Genomic DNA, 19,807 nt, shown 5'->3' on the forward strand with positions numbered 1-19,807 from the left:
GAATTCCCCCCATGCGCATGTCCCGCGCCCTGACCCTTCTCGCCTGCGGCACGGCCGCTGCGGCCATGTTCGCCGTCCAGCCCGCGCTCGCGCAGTCGGTCCCGCCCGAAACCGCCAAGACCGGCGAGGCCGGCACGCTCTCCACCCAGGCCCCTCCCGGCATCCGCCCCGCCAAGTCGCAGGCGCGCCCCGCCGAAGCCATGCCCGGCGGCCGCCCCGGCCCTGAAGGCCTGCCGCAGAACATCCGCTGGACCGAGGACTGGTCGAAAAAGCCCGATGCCGATGCGCCGCTGCTCGAAAAGATCAAGCACCTCCCCATCGCGGGTGACGACATCTACCTCACGCTCGGCGGCGAGGCGCGCGTCTACTATACCGACTGGCACCACGCCAAGCTGGGCCTTTCGGCAAATGACAGCAACAATCCCGTCCAGACCCGCCTGCGTCTGCTGGCGGACCTGCATGTCGGCCCGAACCTGCGCGCCTACCTCGAACTGGGCGACAACCGCGAATATGGCGAGAGCTTCGCCACCGGCCCCAACCGCGACAAGCTGGACATCTACCAGGCCTTCGTCGACGTGACGGTACCGCTGGGCGATGCCGGCAAGATCACCTTCCGTCCCGGCCGCTTCGAGATGCCGCTGGGCAACGGCAAGCTGGCAGGCGTGCGCGAGGGCCTCAACATGCGCTTCACCTATCAGGGTGTGCGCGCCACCTACATCCTGCCGGGCAAGGTCTCGGTGGATGTCTTTGCGGTGAAGCCGATCCTGATCGATCCGGGCACGTTCAACGACGGCCCGAACCACGCGCAGGACTTCCACGGCGTCTACATCAGCGCACCCAACCGCATCGCCGGCTTCGGCACCGACATCTACTGGTACGAGATGGAGCGCGACCGCGCGACGCTGGCCGCCGGCGTCGGCAAGGACGACCGCAACAACTGGGGCGCCCGCCTGTGGAAGCGCGGTCCCCACTGGGACCTCGACCTGGAAGGCACCCACCAGAGTGGCCGGTTCATCGGCAAGGAAATCGACGCCTACGGCGTCATGTTCGAAGGCGGATACACTTTCGGCGACGCGCCGATGAAGCCGCGCCTCGGCCTGCGCGCCAACTACTTCAGCGGCGACAAGGACCTCGCCGACAACAAGGTGAGCACTTTCGTGCCCGCCGCCGCCCGCCTGCCGCTGATCAGCGAGGCCGCGTTCTTCAGCTTCTCGAACCTGATGGACCTCTACCCCTCGGTCACCGTGAAGCCGACTCCGGCGATCACCGTCATGGCCGGCCCGGACTTCCTGTGGCGCGCCAGCAAGGGCGACGGCGTCTACATCGGCCCCTCGGGATCAAGCTTCGCACCCTACAATTCCAGCCGCCGGATCGGCACCGACCTCAACCTCGAAGCCTCGTGGCAGGCTACCGACCGCCTCGCCTTCCGCCTCTGGGAAACCTACTTCGCCGCCAGCGATTCCTTCCAGGACAACGGCGGCAAGAGCGGCAACTACTTCGGCCTGATGGCGAACTACAAGTTCTGAGCCGAACGACCGATCTCAAGAAGGAAAGGCAGGGGAGTATTGGCTTCCCTGCCTTTTTTCTGATTTGCAATCGGCCTTGGGCAAGGCCGACCCCTCCCCCGAAATCCGCGTATCAGGCCCGCCCGTCAACAGCCTGACGCCCGATCGCCGGATCGTCCGTGAAGAACGAGTCGATCCCCAGCGCCAGATAGCGGCGGATTTCGGCCACGGATCCCGCCGGATTGCGCTTGCCCTGCTCGGTGCCGTCGCGCAGATCGGCAGGCAGGAAGTAGTTCTCCGGGCGGAAGGTCCAGGTCGAGACCAGCAGCCCCGCCGCATGGGCGCGTTCGACAAGACCGGTGCCTTGCGGCAGCAGCTTGCCGTCCTTGTCCCGCCCGAGCAGCGCCAGATTGTTGGGCGAGATCCAGTCGGCATACCTCGCGATTTCCGCCAGACCGGCATCGCTGTGCATCTGGTCGAAGGTCGGGCCCGCGCCCCTCGCCACCACATCCGCCGGACGCATCGAACCGGGCACGGTCAATTGCAGCAACTGGACATTCGAGAGGGCATCCAGACGCGCGCGCAGCCACTTCAGGTTGGCGATCTCGAAGCTCTGCACGATCACCGGCGCGCTCTGGAGATAGGCGCTGGCATGCAGCCGGTCGAGAAAACGCTGCTCCAGCGGCAGGCCGATCGAGGCAAAGTAGGTCGAGTGCTTCAGTTCCGGGATCACCCCGATCACCCGCCCACGCGCGGCTGCCTCGGCGGCGACAAAATCGGCGATTTCCTCGAAGGTCACGACCTGGAACTGCCCGTCGTGGGCATGGCTTTCCGGACGCAATGCCCCCAGCCGCTCCTTCGCGCGCAGGCTCTTGATCTCCGCCAGCGTGAAGTCCTCGGTGAACCAGCCGGTCACCTGCTCGCCATCGATGGTCTTGGTCGCCTTGCGCCCGGCGAATTCGGGCCGGGCGGAAACGTCGGTGGTCTCGGCGATGTTGTTCTCGTGCCGCGCGATCAGCACGCCGTCCCGGGTGCTGACCAGATCGGGCTCGATGAAGTCCGCGCCATCGGCAATCGCCTTGGCATAGGAACCAAGCGTATGCTCGGGCCGCAGCGCCGAACAGCCGCGATGACCGATCACCAGCGGCCTGGCCGGACGCGCGGGCCGCGCTCTCGCAGGCGCTGCCAGCACGCCGGGCCCGAACCCCGCCGCCAGCCCCACGCCCAGTCCGGCACCTACAAGCGAACGGCGGTCAATCATCGGGGGGATCCTTGGGAAGCGTTTTACGAGGGGCAGCTAGGTCGTAAACTCATAAACGGCACCATCGAGGTTTGAGGCAAAATGGCTCAGCGGCAGGAGGGAAGGCGCTGGAATATGTCGATATTTCAAGACTTCCCGACGCAGCGCTGGGCCATTTTGGGCAAACCCCGAAGGGGCGCCCAAATGGCTTCCATCTCGAACCGAAGCTGCCTTGGACGGGCAACCAGCCCGCCCGGCGGCAACTTCGGCCCGAGCTGTTCGCCATTTGGGCGCCTCGATGGTGTCGTTTATGAGTTTACGACCTAGGCTTCGGGAATGACAGATTTAGGTCAGAAGGGGTTGGAAGAAGAAGAAAAAAGGAAGCCCTGGGGCCCTTCGACAAGCTCAAGAGATCCCCCAGACCCTCGAAACATATTTGTTGCGCCCTGCCTTGCCATAGTGCGCTCCCTGCGGCGCAGCCAATATGTCTCCCGACGCCGCCGTGGGCTCGCCACGCAGTTGGTCCGCGTGACCTAGACGGTATTGGGGGTGCAGGGGGGCTATGCTCCCCTGCTTTCTCCCTTGTTCTTCCCCAAAACGAAAACGGCCCTCCAGCACGAAGCCGGAGAGCCGCCTCTCGGTGATCCTGTCAGCCTACCTTTACTGGCAAGCAAGGCACTCGTCGTAGTCGGTCGTCTCGCCGATCTCGAACTTGGGCGCTTCGGGCGTATTGTCCGCCTCGACGCCGCCCGAGCCTGCGAAGCCCGCGCGCTGCACCGACTTCGAGCGCAGGTAGTAGAGCGACTTGATGCCCTTCTCCCAGGCCTGGAAGTGCAGCATCATGAGGTCCCACTTGTCCACGTCCGCCGGGATGAACAGGTTCAGCGACTGGGCCTGGTCGATATAGGGCGTACGGTCCGCCGCGAATTCGAGCAGCCAGCGCTGGTCGATCTCGAAGCTGGTCTTGAAGATCGCCTTTTCCTCGGGGCTGAGGAAGTCGAGCTGCTGGACCGAGCCGCCGTGTTCGAGGATCGAGTTCCACACGTTGGTGGAATCCTTCGACTTCGAGGCCAGCAGCTTCTCGAGGTAGGGGTTCTTCACCACGAAGCTGCCCGAGAGCGTCTTGTGGGTGTAGATATTGGCCGGGATCGGCTCGATGCAGGCCGAAGTGCCGCCGCAGATGATCGAGATCGACGCGGTCGGCGCGATCGCCATCTTGCAGCTGAAGCGCTGCATCACGCCCATGTCGGCCGCGTCCGGGCAGGCGCCGCGTTCCTGGGCCAGCAGCAGCGAGGCTTCGTCCGCCTTGGCGGCGATGTGCTGGAACATCTGCATGTTCAGCGCCTTGGCCATCGCGCTCTCGAAGGCGATGCCGCGCTTCTGGAGGTACGAGTGGAAGCCCATGACGCCCATGCCGACCGAGCGTTCGCGCTCGGCGGAGTAGCGGGCGCGGGCCATCTCGTCGGGCGCGCGGTCGATGTAGTCCTGCAGGACGTTGTCGAGGAAACGCAGCACGTCCTCGATGAAGCGCTTTTCGCCCTTCCACTCTTCCCAGGTCTCGATGTTGAGCGAGGACAGGCAGCAGACGGCGGTACGGTCGTTACCAAGGTGGTCGCGGCCGGTCGGCAGGGTGATTTCCGAGCAGAGGTTCGAGGTCGAGACCTTGAGGCCGAGATCGCGGTGATGCTTGGGCATCGTGCGATTCACGGTGTCGGAGAACACGAAGTAGGGCTCGCCCGTGCGCAGGCGGGTTTCGACCAGCTTCTGGAACAGCGAGCGGGCGTGCACGGTGCCGCGCACCGAACCGTCCTTGGGGCTCCTGAGATCGAAGTCGGTGCCGTCGCGCACGGCTTCCATGAACTCGTCGGTCAGCAGCACGCCGTGGTGCAGGTTGAGCGCCTTGCGGTTGAAGTCGCCCGTGGTGTTGCGGATCTCGAGGAATTCCTCGATCTCGGGGTGCGAGACGTCGAGGTAGCAGGCCGCCGAACCACGGCGCAGCGAGCCCTGCGAGATCGCCAGGGTGAGCGAATCCATCACGCGCACGAAGGGAATGATGCCGCTGGTCTTGCCGTTGAGGCCGACCGGCTCACCGATGCCGCGCACGTTGCCCCAGTAGGTGCCGATGCCGCCGCCGCGCGAGGCGAGCCAGACGTTCTCGGTCCAGGTGGCGAGAATGCCGTCGAGGCTGTCGTCCACCGAGTTCAGGTAGCACGAGATCGGCAACCCGCGGCCGGTGCCGCCGTTCGAGAGAACGGGGGTGGCGGGCATGAACCACAGCTTGGAGATGTAGTCGTAGATGCGCTGGGCGTGCTCCTGGTCGTCCGCATAGGCGTCGGCGACGCGGGCGAACAGGTCCTGGTACTTCTCGCCGGGCAGCAGGTAACGATCGTCGAGCGTTTCCTTGCCGAAATCGGTCAGCAGGTCGTTGCGCGAATCGTCGGTGACGATGGTGAAGCGGCGATCGTGGATCGTCTTGGAATCGCTGACGCGCGGCTTTGCGGCGGCGCCGGCCGAGGCGGCGGCGGCAACAGCCGCCAGGGCATCAACGACCAGTGCGTCCGAAGCGGTATCGGTCTTGTCCATCGCGATTGCCGGGCCCACGCCCGCCTCCTTTTCCTGCTTCGCCCCGGTTGCCTTGGCGGGTGCCTTGGGAGCCTTCGCAGGCGCCTTCGAAGGCTCGGGTCGGTTCAATTCGAAGCCAGGCATCTCGACCTGACCATCCATAACATCGGAGCTGTTCACTTCAGCGTCGCTTCCGTTCCTGAAATCCACATTAGCCCCCGTTGCTGTCTGCGGCGTCATCGAAGCGCCACAAGGCGCCTTCACAACTTGGCGTCGAGGCCGACCGGACCATCCGCGCGAGTCGTCGGGATCGAGGGATCGACCCGGCGGGCACGGACGGCGCAAGAAGAGAACAAAATTCCCTGACCGACCCAGGCACCTTGCTCGAGAAGCCTGACATCCCGCCCGGAATCGTTCCCGCCGTGCCCCCACGAGCCGAAAACGACAATACCTAGGTTTAGATGCCCCGCGACCGACGCGCCACAACCCATAGTGCCTTTTCTGCTTTCCAACGCAAGTGGGGGTCGTGCCCGCGAACGGCAAGCGCAGGGGAGGGGTTTACAGGCAGATAGCGGGCGCGACGCGCGGGAACTGCGTCATCGGGCATTTGCGCAAGGGGCAATTTCACCCCCGATCACAAAAATTTTTCCACATAAAACGGCGACGAAGCGAATCGCGTTTGCGGCGAAACGAGTCCCCCCGAGCGGCAGCTTTTGCCGCCTGTCTAGAGACTTGATCGCAGTTTTCCCCGTGCCTGCCATCACCGGCCGCTCGGTTCGTCGCAAAGCCGTGACACGGCGAATCCCGCATTCCGCGCGCTGCATTCGCCGAGTCCGGTCCGCGCTTGGCCGAAGACTCCTTGCAACTTCCATTCAGGCGGACACTTCTACCCTCACCATCCCGCCCGCCATTCCGGCCAAGCTTCAAGGACATTCGATTTCATGATCAACCTGATCGGCGCCATCATCAGCGGTCTCGTCATCGGCGTGCTGGCGCGCTGGCTCTATCCCGGCTTCGTCGACATGAGCTGGGTCGCGACGATCCTGCTCGGCATCGGCGGTTCGTTTGCCGCCGGGCTCATCACCACGCGCGGCGAGGCCGGTTTCCAGCGCGCGGGCTGCCTCGCCTCGGTACTGGGCGCGATGGCGCTGATCTTCATCGGCCGCGCGCTGCATATCGGCATGTGACGCAGACCCAAGCAGGGCGCACGAGCGCCCTGCCCCTTATCGCAGGGTATGATCAGGGCGCACAAGCGCCCTGCCCCCTACGCCCCGGGCGTCATCAGGGCACCAGCACGGTGTCCTGCGGCGCCGCTTCGGTTGCCGGATAGTCGAGCGTGAAATGCAGGCCCCGGCTCTCGTGCCGGTGCAGCGCCGATCGCACGATGAGTTCGGCGGTCTGGAGCAGGTTGCGCAGTTCGATCAGATCGGTCGAGACGCGGAAGTGGCGGTAATATTCCTCCACTTCGCCGTTCAGCATCTGGATGCGGTGCATCGCGCGTTCCAGCCGCTTGGTGGTGCGCACGATGCCCACGTAGTTCCACATGAAGCGGCGGATCTCGGTCCAGTTCTGCTTGATGACGACTTCCTCGTCGGAATCGGTCACCCGGCTTTCGTCCCACTGGCGCACCGGCGGCGGCGCGTCGAAGGCGTCCCAGTGGTCGAGGATATGCGCCGCGCAGGCCTCGCCGAACACGAAGCACTCGAGCAGCGAGTTCGAGGCCAGGCGATTGGCGCCGTGCAGCCCGCTCTCGGTGCATTCGCCCGCCGCATAGAGACCGGGCAGGTCGGTCTTGCCGTCAAGGTCGATGAGGATGCCGCCGCAGGTATAGTGCTGCGCGGGCACCACCGGGATCGGCTCCCTGGTCATGTCGATGCCAAGCCCCAGCAGCTTCTCGTGGATGTTCGGGAAGTGCTCCTTCACGAAGGCCTCGGGCTGGTGGCTGATGTCGAGATGGACATAGTCGAGGCCGTAACGCTTGATCTGGTCGTCGATGGCCCGCGCGACGACGTCGCGCGGGGCCAGTTCGGCCCGCTCGTCATAGTCGGGCATGAAGCGGTGTCCGGTTACCGGGTGCCTCAATTGTCCGCCCTCGCCGCGCACCGCCTCGGTGATGAGGAAATTCTTGACCTCGAGATTGTAGAGGCAGGTCGGATGGAACTGCATCATCTCCATGTTGGAGACACGCGCGCCCGCCCGCCAGGCCATGGCGATGCCGTCGCCGGTCGCCCCGCGCGGCGCGGTCGAGAACTGGTAGACGCGGCCGGCGCCGCCCGTCGCCAGGATCGTCGCGCGGGCGGTATGGGCCGTGACCCGGCCGGTCTGCTCGTCGAGCGCGTAGACCCCCCAGACCCGGCCCGAGCCCGAATAACGCTCCTCATGCCGCCCGGTGATGAGGTCGATGCACGACTGGCCCGGCAGCAGGGTGATGTTGGGATTGTCCTCGGCCGCCTTGAGCAGCGCGCTCTGCACCGCCCAGCCGGTGGCATCGGCGACGTGGACGATGCGGCGATGCGAATGGCCACCCTCGCGGGTGAGATGAAGCTCGTCGCCCTCGGTGTTGAACGGCACCCCCAGTTCGACCAGGCGCTCGATCGCCAGCGGCGCCCGCTCGATCACGAACTCCACGGTCTCGAGCCGGTTGAGCCCGGCCCCGGCAATCATCGTGTCGCTGACATGCTCCTCGAACGTGTCCCCGGCATCGAGCACCGCGGCAATGCCGCCCTGCGCCCAGGCGGTGGACCCCCCGGTCAGCCCGCCCTTGGCAAGGACCAGCACCTTGAGGTTCTCGGCCAGCGCAAGCGCTGCGGTCAGGCCGGCAGCGCCGGAACCGACCACGATGACGTCAAAAGCGGAAGCGGGGGCAGGATTCGTCGACATCCGGGCTCCATGCCGAGACTATCGCCAAGGCGCAATATTTAGCTTTGCACCTTTGCTTGCCTCGCAATCATGTTGCAGCGCAGCGATCATTGCGATAAACAACCACCCAATCACAAAGACATAACGCTCCCCATTCCGCCTGACGGTCGCGCCGTACGAAGCACTTCGAAACTGCTTCGGGAATCATTTGAACGGAGCATGTCGTGATGTCCTCGTTTTCCAGGCAATCCTTTCGGTCGATATTCTGCGCCTTCAACCGGCATGAACCCCGGCGCGGCGCAGTGCGCTGGGACGGCGTGAACTATGTCGCGGCCTGCAACGGCTGCGGCAAGGACATCCGCCGTCACGGCCCGAAGCAGTGGCGGGAAGACCCGGCGGAAACCGCCCAGCTGGCGGACTGAAACCTGAAATGCCTGCGTTCGGCCGGTGCGACGGCCGAATCGCCCCTATTCTCGGAATGCCTCCACCCGGCCAGCCCGATCAGGCAGGACGGGCATCGCTCGTCAGGCTGACAAAGACATCCTCCAGATCCGCCTCGCGCGTCGTCACGTCGACGATGGCAAACCCCTGCGCCTGCACCGCCGAGAGAATCTCGCCCGCGTTGGCCCGGTCCTTGTCGTAGGTGATCTGCAGTTCGCGCTCGCCGGACTTTTCGCACTTCACGAAGCCGGGGTGGCTCGGCAGCTCGGTCATCTCGCGGTCGAGGGTGAGGACCAGGATCTTCTCGCGCGCCATGCCGACGAGTTCGCGGGTCGGCTTGTTGGCGATCAGTTCGCCGTGGTTGATGATGGCGATGCGGTCGCACAGCTCCTCGGCTTCCTCGAGGTAGTGCGTGGTCAGCACGATCGTCGCGCCTTCGCGGTTGAGTTCGGTGACGAGTTCCCAGAGCTGGCGGCGCAGTTCGACGTCGACGCCGGCGGTCGGCTCGTCCAGCACCAGCACCGGCGGCTGGTGGACCAGCGCCTTGGCGATCAGCAGGCGGCGCTTCATGCCGCCGGACAGCGTACGGGCATAGGCGTCGCGCTTGTCGGAGAGGTGGACGGCGCGCAGCAGATCCTCGCTGCGGCGCAGGGTCTTGGCGATGCCGTAGAGGCCGGCCTGGTTCTCCAGCACCTCGAAAGGCGTGAAGAACGGGTCGAAGACGATTTCCTGCGGCACGATGCCGATCGAGCGCTTGGCATTGCGCTGGTCGCGGTCGATGTCGAAGCCCCAGATGTCGATCGAGCCGGAGGTCTTGCGGACCAGGCCCGCCATGATGTTGATCAGCGTCGACTTGCCCGCGCCGTTGGGCCCCAGCAGACCGAAGATGCCGCCTTCGGGCACATCGAACGACACGCCCTTCAGCGCCAGCTTGCCTTCTCCACTGCCCGCGGGGGCATAGCGCTTCTTGAGATCGCGGATGGAAATGGCGGCGCTTGCAGAGCTGGTCATGCGCCGCATGTGGGACAGGATCGCCTGCCAGTAAAGGGCCTGCGGCAGGATAGACGGCGTGGCCCGGCAACAATTGCGCGATTGACGGCTTGCCTCCGAACAAATACGATCCACTGTATATCACAAAAGGCAGGCGAGTCCCGACCTGCCACCGGTGGGAGAGCGAACGATGGCCACGGCAACGCTGAACACGCAGCCCGACTATTTCACCGACCACGCGGTGTTGCTCGATCCCTACGACTATTTCGAGCGCCTGCGCGCCGAAGGGCCGGTCTGCCCGATGCCGGGCCGCGACATCCTGCTCGTCACCGGCTTTCAGGAAGCGCTGGACGTGCTGCTGAACGCGCGCGATTTCTCCTCCTGGCTCAATCCCGATCCGCTGGCACCGCTGCCCTTCGCGGTGGAAGGCGACGATATTTCCGAGCAACTCGCCAGCCATCCCGGTAGCGAGATCGAACTGCTGGTCTCCTATGACGGCGCGCGCCACGCGGCGGCGCGCGCCCTGCTCAATCCGCTGTTCGTGCCGTCGCGCCTGAAGGACAACGCAGCCTTCATGCGCCGCTACGCCGAAGACATGGTGCAGGGCATCGTTGCGCGCGGCGGGTGCGAACTGGTGGGCGAAGTGGCGACGCCCTTCGTCACCATGGTCATCGCCGACCTGCTGGGCGTGCCGCCCGAGGACCGCGAGGCCTTCCGCGCGCTGATCGACGCGGCGCCGCCGCCGGGCAACATGGATGCGGGAGACGAGGGCCAGTCGATCCACCCGCTGCTGGCGATGGGCGGCTACTTCGTCCGTTACATCGCCGAGCGCCGCGCCCAGCCGCTGGACGACGTGATGACCGAGATGGCGATGGCCACGTATCCCGACGGCTCGACGCCGGACGCGATGGAAGTGGTCAAGTCCGCCATGTTCCTCTTCGCCGCCGGACAGGACACCAGCGCCAAGCTGATCGGCAACGCCCTGCGCCGTCTCGCCGAGGACCAGCCGCTGCAACAGCAACTGCGCGATAATCCGGCGCAGATCGGCCCGTTCCTGGAGGAAGTGCTGCGCATCGAAGGCTCGACCAAGGCCACCTTCCGCATCGCTGCCCGCAAGACCCGGATCGGCGGTGTCGAGGTGCCCGCCGGACAGCGGCTGGTAATCTCGCTATCCGCCGCCAACCGCGATCCGCGCCGCTGGGAGAACCCCGCCGACTTCGTGATCGGCCGACCCCGCATCAAGGAACACCTCGCCTTCGGACGCGGCGCCCATACTTGTGCCGGGGCGCAACTGGCGCGGGCGGAAGTGGCGGTGCTGCTCGAATGCCTGCTGGCGGCGACCCGCGCGATCACGCTCGACGAAGCGCACCATGGCCCGGCGGGCGCGCGGCGCATCGCCTACGAGCCGAGCTACATCATTCGCGGGCTGGCGGAATTGCACCTGAAGCTGGAATGATACTTCGAAATCCTGTCGAAAACACTCCGTCGCCCCCGCGAAGGCGGGGCCCCGCTTCCTTCGCGCCACGCCCGCAAGAACAAGCGGGATCCCCGCCTTCGCGGGGATGACGGTTATCCGGGCCGAAAGGCTTCCCCCTCAAACCCCGTCGCTGCGGCTGTCGTAGACCGCCCGGCTCGCCTCGATCGACACGCGGTGGGTAAAGGCCCAGGCGCCCAGCGCCTTGACCGGTTCCGCCAGCGAGCGGCCCAGTCCGCTCAGCGCATATTCGACCCGCACCGGCACGCTGGCGTGGACCGTGCGCAGCACCAGCCCGTCCCGCTCCAGAGCGCGCAAGGTGCGGGACAGCATCTGCTGCGAAATGCCGTCGATCCCGCGCTTCAACTCGTTGAAATGGCGGTTATCCTCCAGCAGCGTCATGACCACCAGCATCGACCACTTGTCACCCACGCGCGCAAGGATGTCGCCGAACATGCGGCAGCTGCGGACGGAGTGGACAACTTCGGCGGGAGACGCCTGCTCCGGCAGATCGACAAGCTCGAGGGTAGTCATCTTCACGTTACCTGGTCCTGAAAAAATGCGCTCTTGGCGCGCGCCGCGGTGCAACATAGCTATGCCCAGTCATTTTTCCAGACTGGCATGTTTCCAGGCCACCTGTTCCCAACTGAAGGCACTCCCCCATGAAGCTTCTCCACCTCGATTCCAGCATCCTCGGCGAAAACTCGGTCAGCCGTGCGGTTTCGGCCGCCATCGTCGCCAACCTGACCGCAGCCGATCCCTCGCTCGAAGTCAGCTACCATGATCTCGCCGCCGAAGCCCTGCCGCACCTGACGCTCGACGTTCTCGGCAACCCGGACGGTACGCCGGAACTCGCCGAATTCCTCGCCGCCGACGTGATCGTGATCGGCGCCGGCATGTACAACTTCACCATCCCCAGCCAGCTCAAGGCCTGGTTCGACCGCGTGCTGGTGGCCGGCAAGACCTTCCAGTACACCGCCGAAGGCCCGCATGGCCTGGCCGGCGGCAAGAAGGTCTACGTCGCCCTGTCGCGCGGCGGCTACTACGGTGAAGGCCAGCCCGGTGCCGCCGTCGAGCATGCCGAAAGCTACCTGCGTGCCGTGCTCGGCTTCATCGGCATCACCGATCCGATCTTTGTCCTGGCCGAAGGCATCGCCATCGGGCCGGAAGTCCGCGAGAAGGCCCTGGCCGACGCGCTTGCCGAAGCCGGCGCACTGACTGTTCCCGCCTGATATTGCGCGGGACGATACCGGGCGCGCGCATTTCGCCGCGCGCCCGGATCATTTGCCCGCTGGAAATTCTTCCGGAGGCTTGGTAATCGGCCCAACCATGAGCACGCAGCCCGAAACCGTCTACACCGATTCCCACCGCGTTTCCTGCGACGGGGCCACCGACATCCGCTCGAACGGCACCTACAAGGCTGCCGCCCTCGGCCACCCGCGCGTGTGGCTGGAGATCGACGAGAAGGGTTATGTCGACTGCGGTTATTGCGACCGCCACTTCGTCCTCAAGGGCGGCCCGGCCGACCAGCAGGCGGCCTGATCGGCTTTCCTTTCGCGCCGGGTCCGATGACCCGGCCCTCAATTCATTTGATACCGCGGATCGCCGCCCTATATCCGTGGGCATGACCAGCCCCGATCCGCGCTCGCTCCTCTATCGCCAGCTTTCGCCCGACGAGGCCCAGGCCCTTGCCCGCGAGACCTTGCAGCGCTGCGAGGACGGCGAACTCTACATGCAGTTCATTGCCACCGAGGCCTTCGGCTTCGACGACGGCCGTCTGAAAACCGCCGACTATTCGCGCGATGCCGGTTTCGGCCTGCGCGGCGTGACCGGCGAGATGACCGGCTTTGCCCACGCCAACGAGATCTCCGCCGCCGCCATCCGCCGCGCGGGCGAGACGCTGCAACTGCTCGATCCTGCCACCGGCACCCGCCCGCCCCCGCCGCCGCGCAGCAATCGCCATCTCTACACCGATGCCTCGCCGCTCGACCTCGTGCCCTTCGAGGACAAGGTGCGCCTGCTGGAACAGATCGACGCTGCCGCCCGCGCCCGCGATCCGCGCGTCTCGCAAGTCAGCGCCAGCCTGACCGGGCAGTGGTCGGTGGTCGAGATCGTCCGCCCCGACGGCTTCATCGCCACCGACGTGCGCCCGCTGGTGCGGCTCTCGGTCTCGATTGTCGCCGAAAGCAACGGACGGCGCGAAACCGGCTCGTTCGGCATGGGTGGGCGCTATCTCTACGACACGCTGTTTGATCCCGCGAACTGGAACCGCGCCATCGATACCGCGCTGGATCAGGCGCTGGTGAACCTCGAAAGCGTGGACGCGCCCGCTGGCGAAATGGCCGTGCTGCTGTCCCCCGGCTGGCCCGGCGTGATCCTACACGAGGCGGTCGGCCACGGCCTCGAAGGCGATTTCAACCGCAAGGGCACTTCCGCCTTTTCCGGCCGCATCGGCGAGCGTGTGGCCGCCCCCGGCGTGACCGTGATCGACGACGGTTCGATCAGTGACCGGCGCGGTTCGCTCTCGATCGACGACGAGGGCACCCCCACGCAGGAAACCGTGCTGATCGAGGACGGCGTGCTGAGGGGCTACATGCAGGACCGCATGAACGCGCGGCTCATGGGCGTGCAGTCGACCGGCAACGGCCGGCGCGAAAACTACGCCTATGCCCCGCAGGTGCGCATGACCAACACCTTCATGAAGGCGGGCAAGGACGATCCCGCCGAACTGCTCGCGCGCATGAAGAAGGGCATCTTCGTGAAGTCGATGGGCGGCGGCCAGGTCGATATCGTCTCGGGCAAGTTCGTGTTCTCCTGCAACGAGGCCTACAAGGTCGAGAACGGCAAGCTGGGCGCGCCGATCAAGGGCGCGACGCTGATCGGCGACGGTCCCACCGTGCTGACCCGCGTGACCGGCATCGGCAACGACCTCGAACTCGATCGCGGCGTCGGCGTCTGCGGCAAGGGCGGGCAGAGCGTTCCGGCGGGCGTCGGCCAGCCCACCCTGCTGATCGACGGCATCACCGTGGGCGGTACGGCCTGAACCCGAACCAGGCTTGGAGGAGGCTGACGACAGGGCGCCCCCTGCCCGCGCCCATGCGTTATGGTCATTGCCGGTTCAGGCGCTGCGTGCCAATGTCAGGGCAGGGCGGATTTTTGTGGAAGGTAAGACAATGACGTACAAACATGTCTTCGCTGCCGCGCTCGTCACGGCCAGCCTCATTGCCGCCCCGGCAGCGTTTGCCGCCAAGAAGAAGCTCACCGGCGAGGAACAGCTCGCCAAGCTGCTGGAAGGCCGCGAAGCCGGCAAGCCGGTGACCTGCATCCAACTCAACCAGTCCGACAGCACCGTGATCGTCGACAAGACCGCGCTCGTCTACCGCGTCGGCCGCACGCTCTACGTCAACCGGCCGACCAATGCCGACCGGCTCGACAACGACGACATCCTTGTCACCAAGACATTCTCGAGCCAGCTCTGCCGCCTCGACACGGTGCAACTCCATGACCGAACCAGCCGGATGTGGAGCGGTTTTGTCGGCCTGCAGGACTTCGTGCCCTATACCCGCGTGAAAAAGACCGCTGCGGCCAACTGATCGCTGCCGAGCGGACTAGGTCGTAAACGCATAAACGCCGCCATCGAGGCGCCCAAATGGCGAACAGCTCGGGCCGAAGTTGCCGCCGGGCGGGCTGGTTGCCCGTCCAAGGCAGCTTCGGTTCGAGATGGAAGCCATTTGGGCGCCCCTTCGGGGTTTGACCAAAATGGCCCAGCTCTGCGTCGGGAAGTCGTGAAATATCGACATATTCCAGCGCCTTCCCTCCTGCCGCTGAGCCATTTTGCCTCAAACCTCGATGGTGCCGTTTATGAGTTTACGACCTAAAAGCGGAAACGGCCGGACGCCTAGCCATCCAGCCGTTTCCCCAGCGTCACCACGTCCTGCCGGGCATACCCCAGGGCCGCGTAGAACCCCAGCGCGGCCTGGTTGTCGCCCCGCACCATGAGCTGGATCTTGGGGCTGCCCCGCGCGACCAGCCAGTCTTCGCAGGCCCCCATCAGCATGCGGGCGATCCCCTTGCCCCGCCGTTCTTCCCTGACGCCGAGGTAGTAGACCCAGCCGCGATGGCCGTCGAAACCGACCATCGCGGTTCCGACCAGACCGCCTTGCTCGCGCGCCAGCAGGATCACGCTTGTCCCTCCGCAGCAGGCCCCTCCCCGGCAAGCAAGGTCGAAATCCGCGCGTGGATCGTTCCACGGCCGGGTGAGCCCCGCCGCCTGCCAGAGCGCAACGACCTCCTCGCGGTCGGCAGCCCCGGCAACGACGATTTGAACAGCCATGCATCCACCTCCGGCAAAACGACAGGCCCGGCAGGTTTGCCGCAAGGTCCGGCAAAATCAATCGAATAGAGCCCTTTCCCAGGACCAGCCGGGGCTCTATCCCGTCCCGCTACTGGAGTTCACCGATGTCCTTGCACATGTCCCGAATGCCCTCGCCCGTCGGCGAACTGACGCTGGTCGCGAGCGATGCCGGGCTGGTGGCAGTGCTATGGGAAAACGACGACCCCCGCCGCGTGCACCTGCACGCCACCCACCACGTGCCCCTGCACGAACTCCCCCCGGGTGATGCCCATCCCGTGCTGGAACAGGCCCGGGCCCAACTCGCGGACTATTTTGCGGGGCGGCGCACGGTGTTCGACCTGCCGCTCGACTTTCGCGGCACCGCATTCCAGCAAAGCGTGTGGCAGGCGCTTCTGACGATCCCCTACGGCGAGACCCGCAGCTACCGCCAGATTGCCGAGGCGATCGGCCGCCCCGGCGCCAGCCGCGCGGTGGGCGCCGCCAACGGCCGCAACCCGATCTCGATCATCGCGCCCTGCCACCGCGTGGTCGGCGCCGGCGGCGCGCTGACCGGGTTTGCCGGCGGGCTGGAGGCCAAGGCCTTCCTGCTCAAGCTGGAGGGCCCGAACCTCCTGCTCTGACCGCGTCCCCGTCCCCGTCCGCGCCCCCATCCTCCACCAGCAGCGCCCGCACGTGTTCGGCGATGGCCGGGATCGCCGGTGAACGGCTGCGCCCACGCCGCATGATCATGACGATATCGGTCAGCATGGCCGCCGAGCCCGCCACCGCAAGCCGCACCATGCGCCCTTGCCGCAAGTCCGGCGCGAGGAAGGCCGGGGAGCACATCCACACGCAGTCGCTGCCCAGCACCGTCTCGCGCAGGACGTGGAAGTTGTCGCACACGAAGCTGCCCGCCCTATCCGCCGCCGCCCTGTCTGCCGCGGTCCGGTCCGCCACCGCGCCGGACAAGGTATCGACCGCGCTGGCGATGGGATAACGTTCGAGATCCGCCGCCGTCACCCCGCTCCTGCCCGCCAGCGGATGGCCCCCGCGCACCATCCAGGCGATCTCCACCTGGCCAAGCCGGACCGTCTCGGTGCCCGCCACCCGCCCCAGGTTCCAGTTGCTGCCGAGGATCATCTCGATGCGGTCGTTCAACAGTTCGGCGACAAGCTGATCGGGCGAGCGGACCAGCGTGCGCACGCGAATCCCCGGCCAGCTATCCAGGAGGAGGCTGCCGATCCGCGGCAGGAACAGCCCGGCCATCAGCGGCCCGAGCCCGATCGCCACCTGCCCGGGCTCACCCTGGGGATAGCGCTTGAGGCTGCGTTCGAGATCGCCCGCGGCATCGAGCAGCGGCCGCGCCTGCTCCACCACGTGACGGCCCACCGCCGTCAGATGAACACCGCCCCGCCCCCGGTCGAACAGCGTAACGCCGTGGCGCTGCTCGAAGGCGGCGATGCTGCGGCTGAGCGCGGGCTGGGTGATGCCCTCCTCCTCCGCTGCCCGCGAAAAGCTGCGATTTCGCGCCACCGCCATGACATGGCGCAAGCGGGTCAGATCCATTGCATTCCTATCATGCATCAAATGATGCCCATATATGCATTGGACAGCATGCAATGGGAAACGCAATCTCGCCTCCGGACAGGGGACGAGGAAGCGATGCAACACAAGTTCGGATGGTTGGCAGGCGCAGCGGCGCTGGCATTGGTCACGGCTCCGGGAACGACGCAGGCCCAGATGCAGGCCCAGACGAAGACCCAGACGCTGGCCCAATCGGCCCGCACGATCCTGCCGATCTCGCCGCCGCCCTTTGCCGGAACCCTTGCCGACAACGCGCTCGATGCCAGGGGCATGCCGCAGGCACCGGTCCGGGCGCCGCAAGGCGCGCCCAACGTGTTCCTGATGATGAGCGACGACGTCGGCTTCGCGATGTCCAGCGCGTTCGGCGGCCCCGTGCCGACGCCCCATTTCGAGCGGCTGGCCGCACAAGGCCAGCGCTACAACCGCTTCAACACCACCGGCATCTGCTCACCCAGCCGCGCCGCGCTACTGACCGGACGCAACCACCATGCCGCCGGGGTCGGCTGGCTCAGCGACGTGCCCTCGCCGTTCCCCGGCTATGGCGGCAAGATCCTCCCCGAAACCGCAACGATCGCCCAGATCCTGCGCCTCAACGGCTACAGCACCGCGATGTTCGGCAAGCACCATAACCTGCCTTCCAACGAGCGCAGCGAAGCCGGCCCCTTCGACAGCTGGCCGACCGGCCTGGGTTTCGATTACTACTTCGGCTTCGTCAGCGGCGACAGCGACCAGTTTTCACCGATCCTCTATCGCGGCATCCAGCGGGTCGAAAGCGACGACGGCGAAGGCCGCCTGCTCGACAGCCGCCTGGCGGACGATGCGATCCGCTGGGTCCACAACCAGAAGGCGGCCGCGCCCGACAAGCCCTTCCTCGTCTACATGGCGCCCGGCTCCACCCATGCGCCGCATCAGGCCCCGCCCGAATACATCGCCCGCTTCAAGGGCAAGTTCGACGCCGGCTGGGACGTGCAGCGCGAGCAGACCTGGCGGCGCCAACTCGCCATGGGCATCATCCCCAAGGGCACCCGGCTGACGCCGCGTCCTGCCGAGATCCCGGCCTGGGACAGCCTGACCCCGGGCCAGAAGGCCTTTGCCGCGCGCACGATGGAAGTCGCCGCCGCCCAGCTGGTCTATCAGGACGAGCAGATCGGGCGGGTGATCGCCGAATTGCAGCGCATGGGCGAACTCGATCGCACGCTCGTTGCACTCGTGCTGGGCGACAACGGCGCCAGCGCGGAGGCCGGGCCGCGAGGCACGATCAACGAACTGCGCGGCATGACAAATCATGACGAGAGCGAGGCCTGGATGCAGGCCAACATCGACCGGCTGGGCAGCGGCGAGACCTACGAAAGCTATCCGGCCGGATGGGCCTGGGCGATGAACACGCCGCTGCGCTGGACAAAACAATATGCCTCCTACCTCGGCGGCATTCGCAACGGCATGATCCTCTCGTGGAAAGGGCATGTCGCCCACCCCGGCGCGGTCTGCGGGACGTTTTCCCATCTTGTCGACATTGCCCCCACGGTGCTCGACGCGGCGCAGCTGCCGGTGCCGCAGAGCGTCTACGGCGTCTCCCAGAAACCGATGGACGGGCAAAGCCTGCTTGCCAGCCTCGCCGCCTGCGATGCAGCAAGGCCGCGCACCCAGTATTTCGAGATCGGCGGCAAGGTCGGCCTCTATCACGATGGCTGGTTCCTGTCCGGCGACGATGGCCGCATGGCCTGGCAGAACCTGCCTCCCGGCGGCCCCCGCCCGCAGATCCAATGGTCGCTTTTCCATCTCGACCGGGACTTCTCGCAGGCCAACGACCTTGCCGCACAGGAACCCGCGCGGCTCCAGGCGATGCAGGCGCTGTGGACGGAGGAAGCCGCCCGCAACCAAGTCTTCCCGCTCGACCACCGCTTCGGCATGGCCCGCGGCGCGGCGATGATGCGTCCCGGCGCCCGCAAGCACTTCGACTTCTGGGGCAAGGACGTCAGCCTGCCCGCCAACAGCGAGCCGGTGCCGATCGCCCGCAGCTTCACGCTGACCGCCCAGCTCACCCTGGACCGCCCGGACGCGTCGGGCGCGGTCGTCGCCTATGGCAGCCGCTTCGGGGGATGGAGCCTCTATCTCGACAAGGGCCGCCCCGCCTTCGTTGCCGCGCGCTCCACCGATCCGCAGGAAGTGACCCGCCTCGTCGCGGAGCGTCCCCTGCCGCCGGGCGCCGTCACGCTGACGATGCGCTTTGCCGTCGATGCCATGGCGGGACCGGCAACGGTCACCCTCGACGCCGGCGGGGTGCCGATGGGCAGCGCGCGCCTGCCGACCTCGATGCTGATGGCCGCGGGCAACGGCGAAACGCTCGACATCGGCCGCGATCTCGGCGTTCCGGTAACCGCCTATGCCACCCCGCATGGCGCCATCGAAGGCGACGTCGCCCATGTCTCGCTGGACTTCGACTGACAGCGCCGGAACCCATTCGAGAACTCCGGCCCCAAAACAGAAAAAGCCCGCATCTCTGCGGGCTTAGTTCCATTTTCGTGCTACTGGCTGCCAGTCGGTGCCAGACGCAAAATCATTCCCACTCGATTATTGATTCGACCATAAAATCGCATGAATCCGTAGCATTTCGGTCGATCATGCAATTGATGCCATGAAAAATACCATACTCTCAAGAGAGTATGCCATACGCACCGTGTCGAGTGCCCCTTAAGCAAACGGCCTTTCTTCGAATCTCACGACTACCTGCAAAGACGGTCGGGACTTGGGACTATCGCGACAGTCGGCTTACCGGCGGCGACCCGAGGAAAGCCGACGCTCGCTCCGCAGCTGGACTA

17 protein-coding genes are annotated in these 19,807 nt (G+C 66.0%); 10 read left to right on the forward strand and 7 right to left on the reverse strand.

Annotation, left to right across the window (positions count from 1 at the left end; translation table 11 throughout):
• The first annotated feature begins 11 nt into the window (after positions 1-11).
• Positions 12-1,526: an alginate export family protein gene (locus tag DM450_RS14145; RefSeq protein ID WP_260609873.1), complete on the forward strand. Its 1,515-nt coding sequence runs from the start codon at positions 12-14 to the stop codon at positions 1,524-1,526.
• Positions 1,527-1,638: 112 nt separating this feature from the next.
• Here the strand turns inward: DM450_RS14145 and DM450_RS14150 are convergent, their stop codons facing one another.
• Both DM450_RS14150 and DM450_RS14155 read right to left on the reverse strand, forming a co-directional pair.
• The gene (locus tag DM450_RS14150) at positions 1,639-2,766 is read right to left on the reverse strand and encodes a glycerophosphodiester phosphodiesterase family protein (RefSeq protein WP_142635818.1); all 1,128 of its coding nucleotides are present in this window, start codon (positions 2,764-2,766) and stop codon (positions 1,639-1,641) included.
• Between the two features lie 639 nt (positions 2,767-3,405).
• Positions 3,406-5,328, reverse strand: a complete 1,923-nt coding sequence (locus DM450_RS14155) for a ribonucleoside-diphosphate reductase subunit alpha (RefSeq protein WP_242526376.1) — start codon at positions 5,326-5,328, stop codon at positions 3,406-3,408.
• 920 nt (positions 5,329-6,248) lie between these two features.
• On the opposite strand from DM450_RS14155, the gene DM450_RS14160 reads away from it, so the two are divergent.
• A complete protein-coding gene (locus DM450_RS14160; protein ID WP_142635822.1) occupies positions 6,249-6,494 on the forward strand; it encodes a GlsB/YeaQ/YmgE family stress response membrane protein in 246 nt (81 codons plus the stop codon).
• Between the two features lie 94 nt (positions 6,495-6,588).
• Here the strand turns inward: DM450_RS14160 and nadB are convergent, their stop codons facing one another.
• On the reverse strand, positions 6,589-8,187 hold the full coding sequence (nadB, locus tag DM450_RS14165) for an L-aspartate oxidase (protein WP_142635824.1): 1,599 nt from the start codon (positions 8,185-8,187) through the stop codon (positions 6,589-6,591).
• A 206-nt stretch (positions 8,188-8,393) separates the two neighbouring features.
• On the opposite strand from nadB, the gene DM450_RS14170 reads away from it, so the two are divergent.
• Complete coding sequence (locus DM450_RS14170) at positions 8,394-8,588, forward strand: hypothetical protein (RefSeq protein WP_142635825.1); 195 nt, start codon at positions 8,394-8,396, stop codon at positions 8,586-8,588.
• A 79-nt stretch (positions 8,589-8,667) separates the two neighbouring features.
• Here DM450_RS14170 and DM450_RS14175 read toward each other — a convergent pair whose 3' ends face one another.
• Positions 8,668-9,618, reverse strand: coding sequence for an ABC transporter ATP-binding protein (locus DM450_RS14175; RefSeq protein ID WP_142635827.1), 951 nt, complete (start codon positions 9,616-9,618; stop codon positions 8,668-8,670).
• Between the two features lie 169 nt (positions 9,619-9,787).
• Between DM450_RS14175 and DM450_RS14180 the strand changes: the two genes are divergently transcribed.
• Complete coding sequence (locus tag DM450_RS14180; RefSeq protein WP_142635829.1) at positions 9,788-11,053, forward strand: cytochrome P450; 1,266 nt, start codon at positions 9,788-9,790, stop codon at positions 11,051-11,053.
• 138 nt (positions 11,054-11,191) lie between these two features.
• On the opposite strand, the gene DM450_RS14185 is transcribed toward DM450_RS14180, so the two are convergent.
• Positions 11,192-11,605 (reverse strand): winged helix-turn-helix transcriptional regulator, encoded by a 414-nt coding sequence (locus tag DM450_RS14185; RefSeq protein ID WP_142637934.1) that lies wholly within the window; start codon positions 11,603-11,605, stop codon positions 11,192-11,194.
• A 128-nt stretch (positions 11,606-11,733) separates the two neighbouring features.
• On the opposite strand from DM450_RS14185, the gene DM450_RS14190 reads away from it, so the two are divergent.
• The 4 genes from DM450_RS14190 (at position 11,734) to DM450_RS14205 (ending at position 14,664) form a co-directional block, all read left to right on the forward strand.
• A complete protein-coding gene (locus DM450_RS14190; protein ID WP_142635831.1) occupies positions 11,734-12,303 on the forward strand; it encodes an FMN-dependent NADH-azoreductase in 570 nt (189 codons plus the stop codon).
• Between the two features lie 97 nt (positions 12,304-12,400).
• Entirely contained in the window at positions 12,401-12,613 is a 213-nt protein-coding gene (locus DM450_RS14195; RefSeq protein WP_142635833.1) for a zinc-finger domain-containing protein, read from the forward strand.
• Between the two features lie 82 nt (positions 12,614-12,695).
• Entirely contained in the window at positions 12,696-14,114 is a 1,419-nt protein-coding gene (gene tldD, locus DM450_RS14200) for a metalloprotease TldD (protein WP_142635835.1), read from the forward strand.
• 130 nt (positions 14,115-14,244) lie between these two features.
• Complete coding sequence (locus DM450_RS14205) at positions 14,245-14,664, forward strand: hypothetical protein (protein WP_142635837.1); 420 nt, start codon at positions 14,245-14,247, stop codon at positions 14,662-14,664.
• Positions 14,665-14,969: 305 nt separating this feature from the next.
• On the opposite strand, the gene DM450_RS14210 is transcribed toward DM450_RS14205, so the two are convergent.
• On the reverse strand, positions 14,970-15,404 hold the full coding sequence (locus DM450_RS14210) for a GNAT family acetyltransferase (RefSeq protein WP_142635839.1): 435 nt from the start codon (positions 15,402-15,404) through the stop codon (positions 14,970-14,972).
• A 125-nt stretch (positions 15,405-15,529) separates the two neighbouring features.
• Between DM450_RS14210 and DM450_RS14215 the strand changes: the two genes are divergently transcribed.
• Positions 15,530-16,045 (forward strand): methylated-DNA--[protein]-cysteine S-methyltransferase, encoded by a 516-nt coding sequence (locus DM450_RS14215; protein ID WP_142635841.1) that lies wholly within the window; start codon positions 15,530-15,532, stop codon positions 16,043-16,045.
• Here DM450_RS14215 and DM450_RS14220 read toward each other — a convergent pair.
• Positions 16,014-16,970 carry a LysR family transcriptional regulator gene (locus tag DM450_RS14220; RefSeq protein ID WP_185928614.1) on the reverse strand — a complete coding sequence of 319 codons (957 nt, stop codon included), beginning with the start codon at positions 16,968-16,970 and terminating at the stop codon, positions 16,014-16,016. The genes DM450_RS14215 and DM450_RS14220 overlap by 32 nt on opposite strands.
• A gap of 96 nt (positions 16,971-17,066) precedes the next feature.
• Between DM450_RS14220 and DM450_RS14225 the strand changes: the two genes are divergently transcribed.
• Complete coding sequence (locus tag DM450_RS14225) at positions 17,067-19,433, forward strand: arylsulfatase (protein ID WP_142635845.1); 2,367 nt, start codon at positions 17,067-17,069, stop codon at positions 19,431-19,433.
• Positions 19,434-19,807 lie beyond the last annotated feature (374 nt).

Origin of the sequence: Sphingomonas sp. IC081 (genome assembly GCF_006874585.1) — a bacterium.
Lineage (GTDB): Bacteria > Pseudomonadota > Alphaproteobacteria > Sphingomonadales > Sphingomonadaceae > Novosphingobium.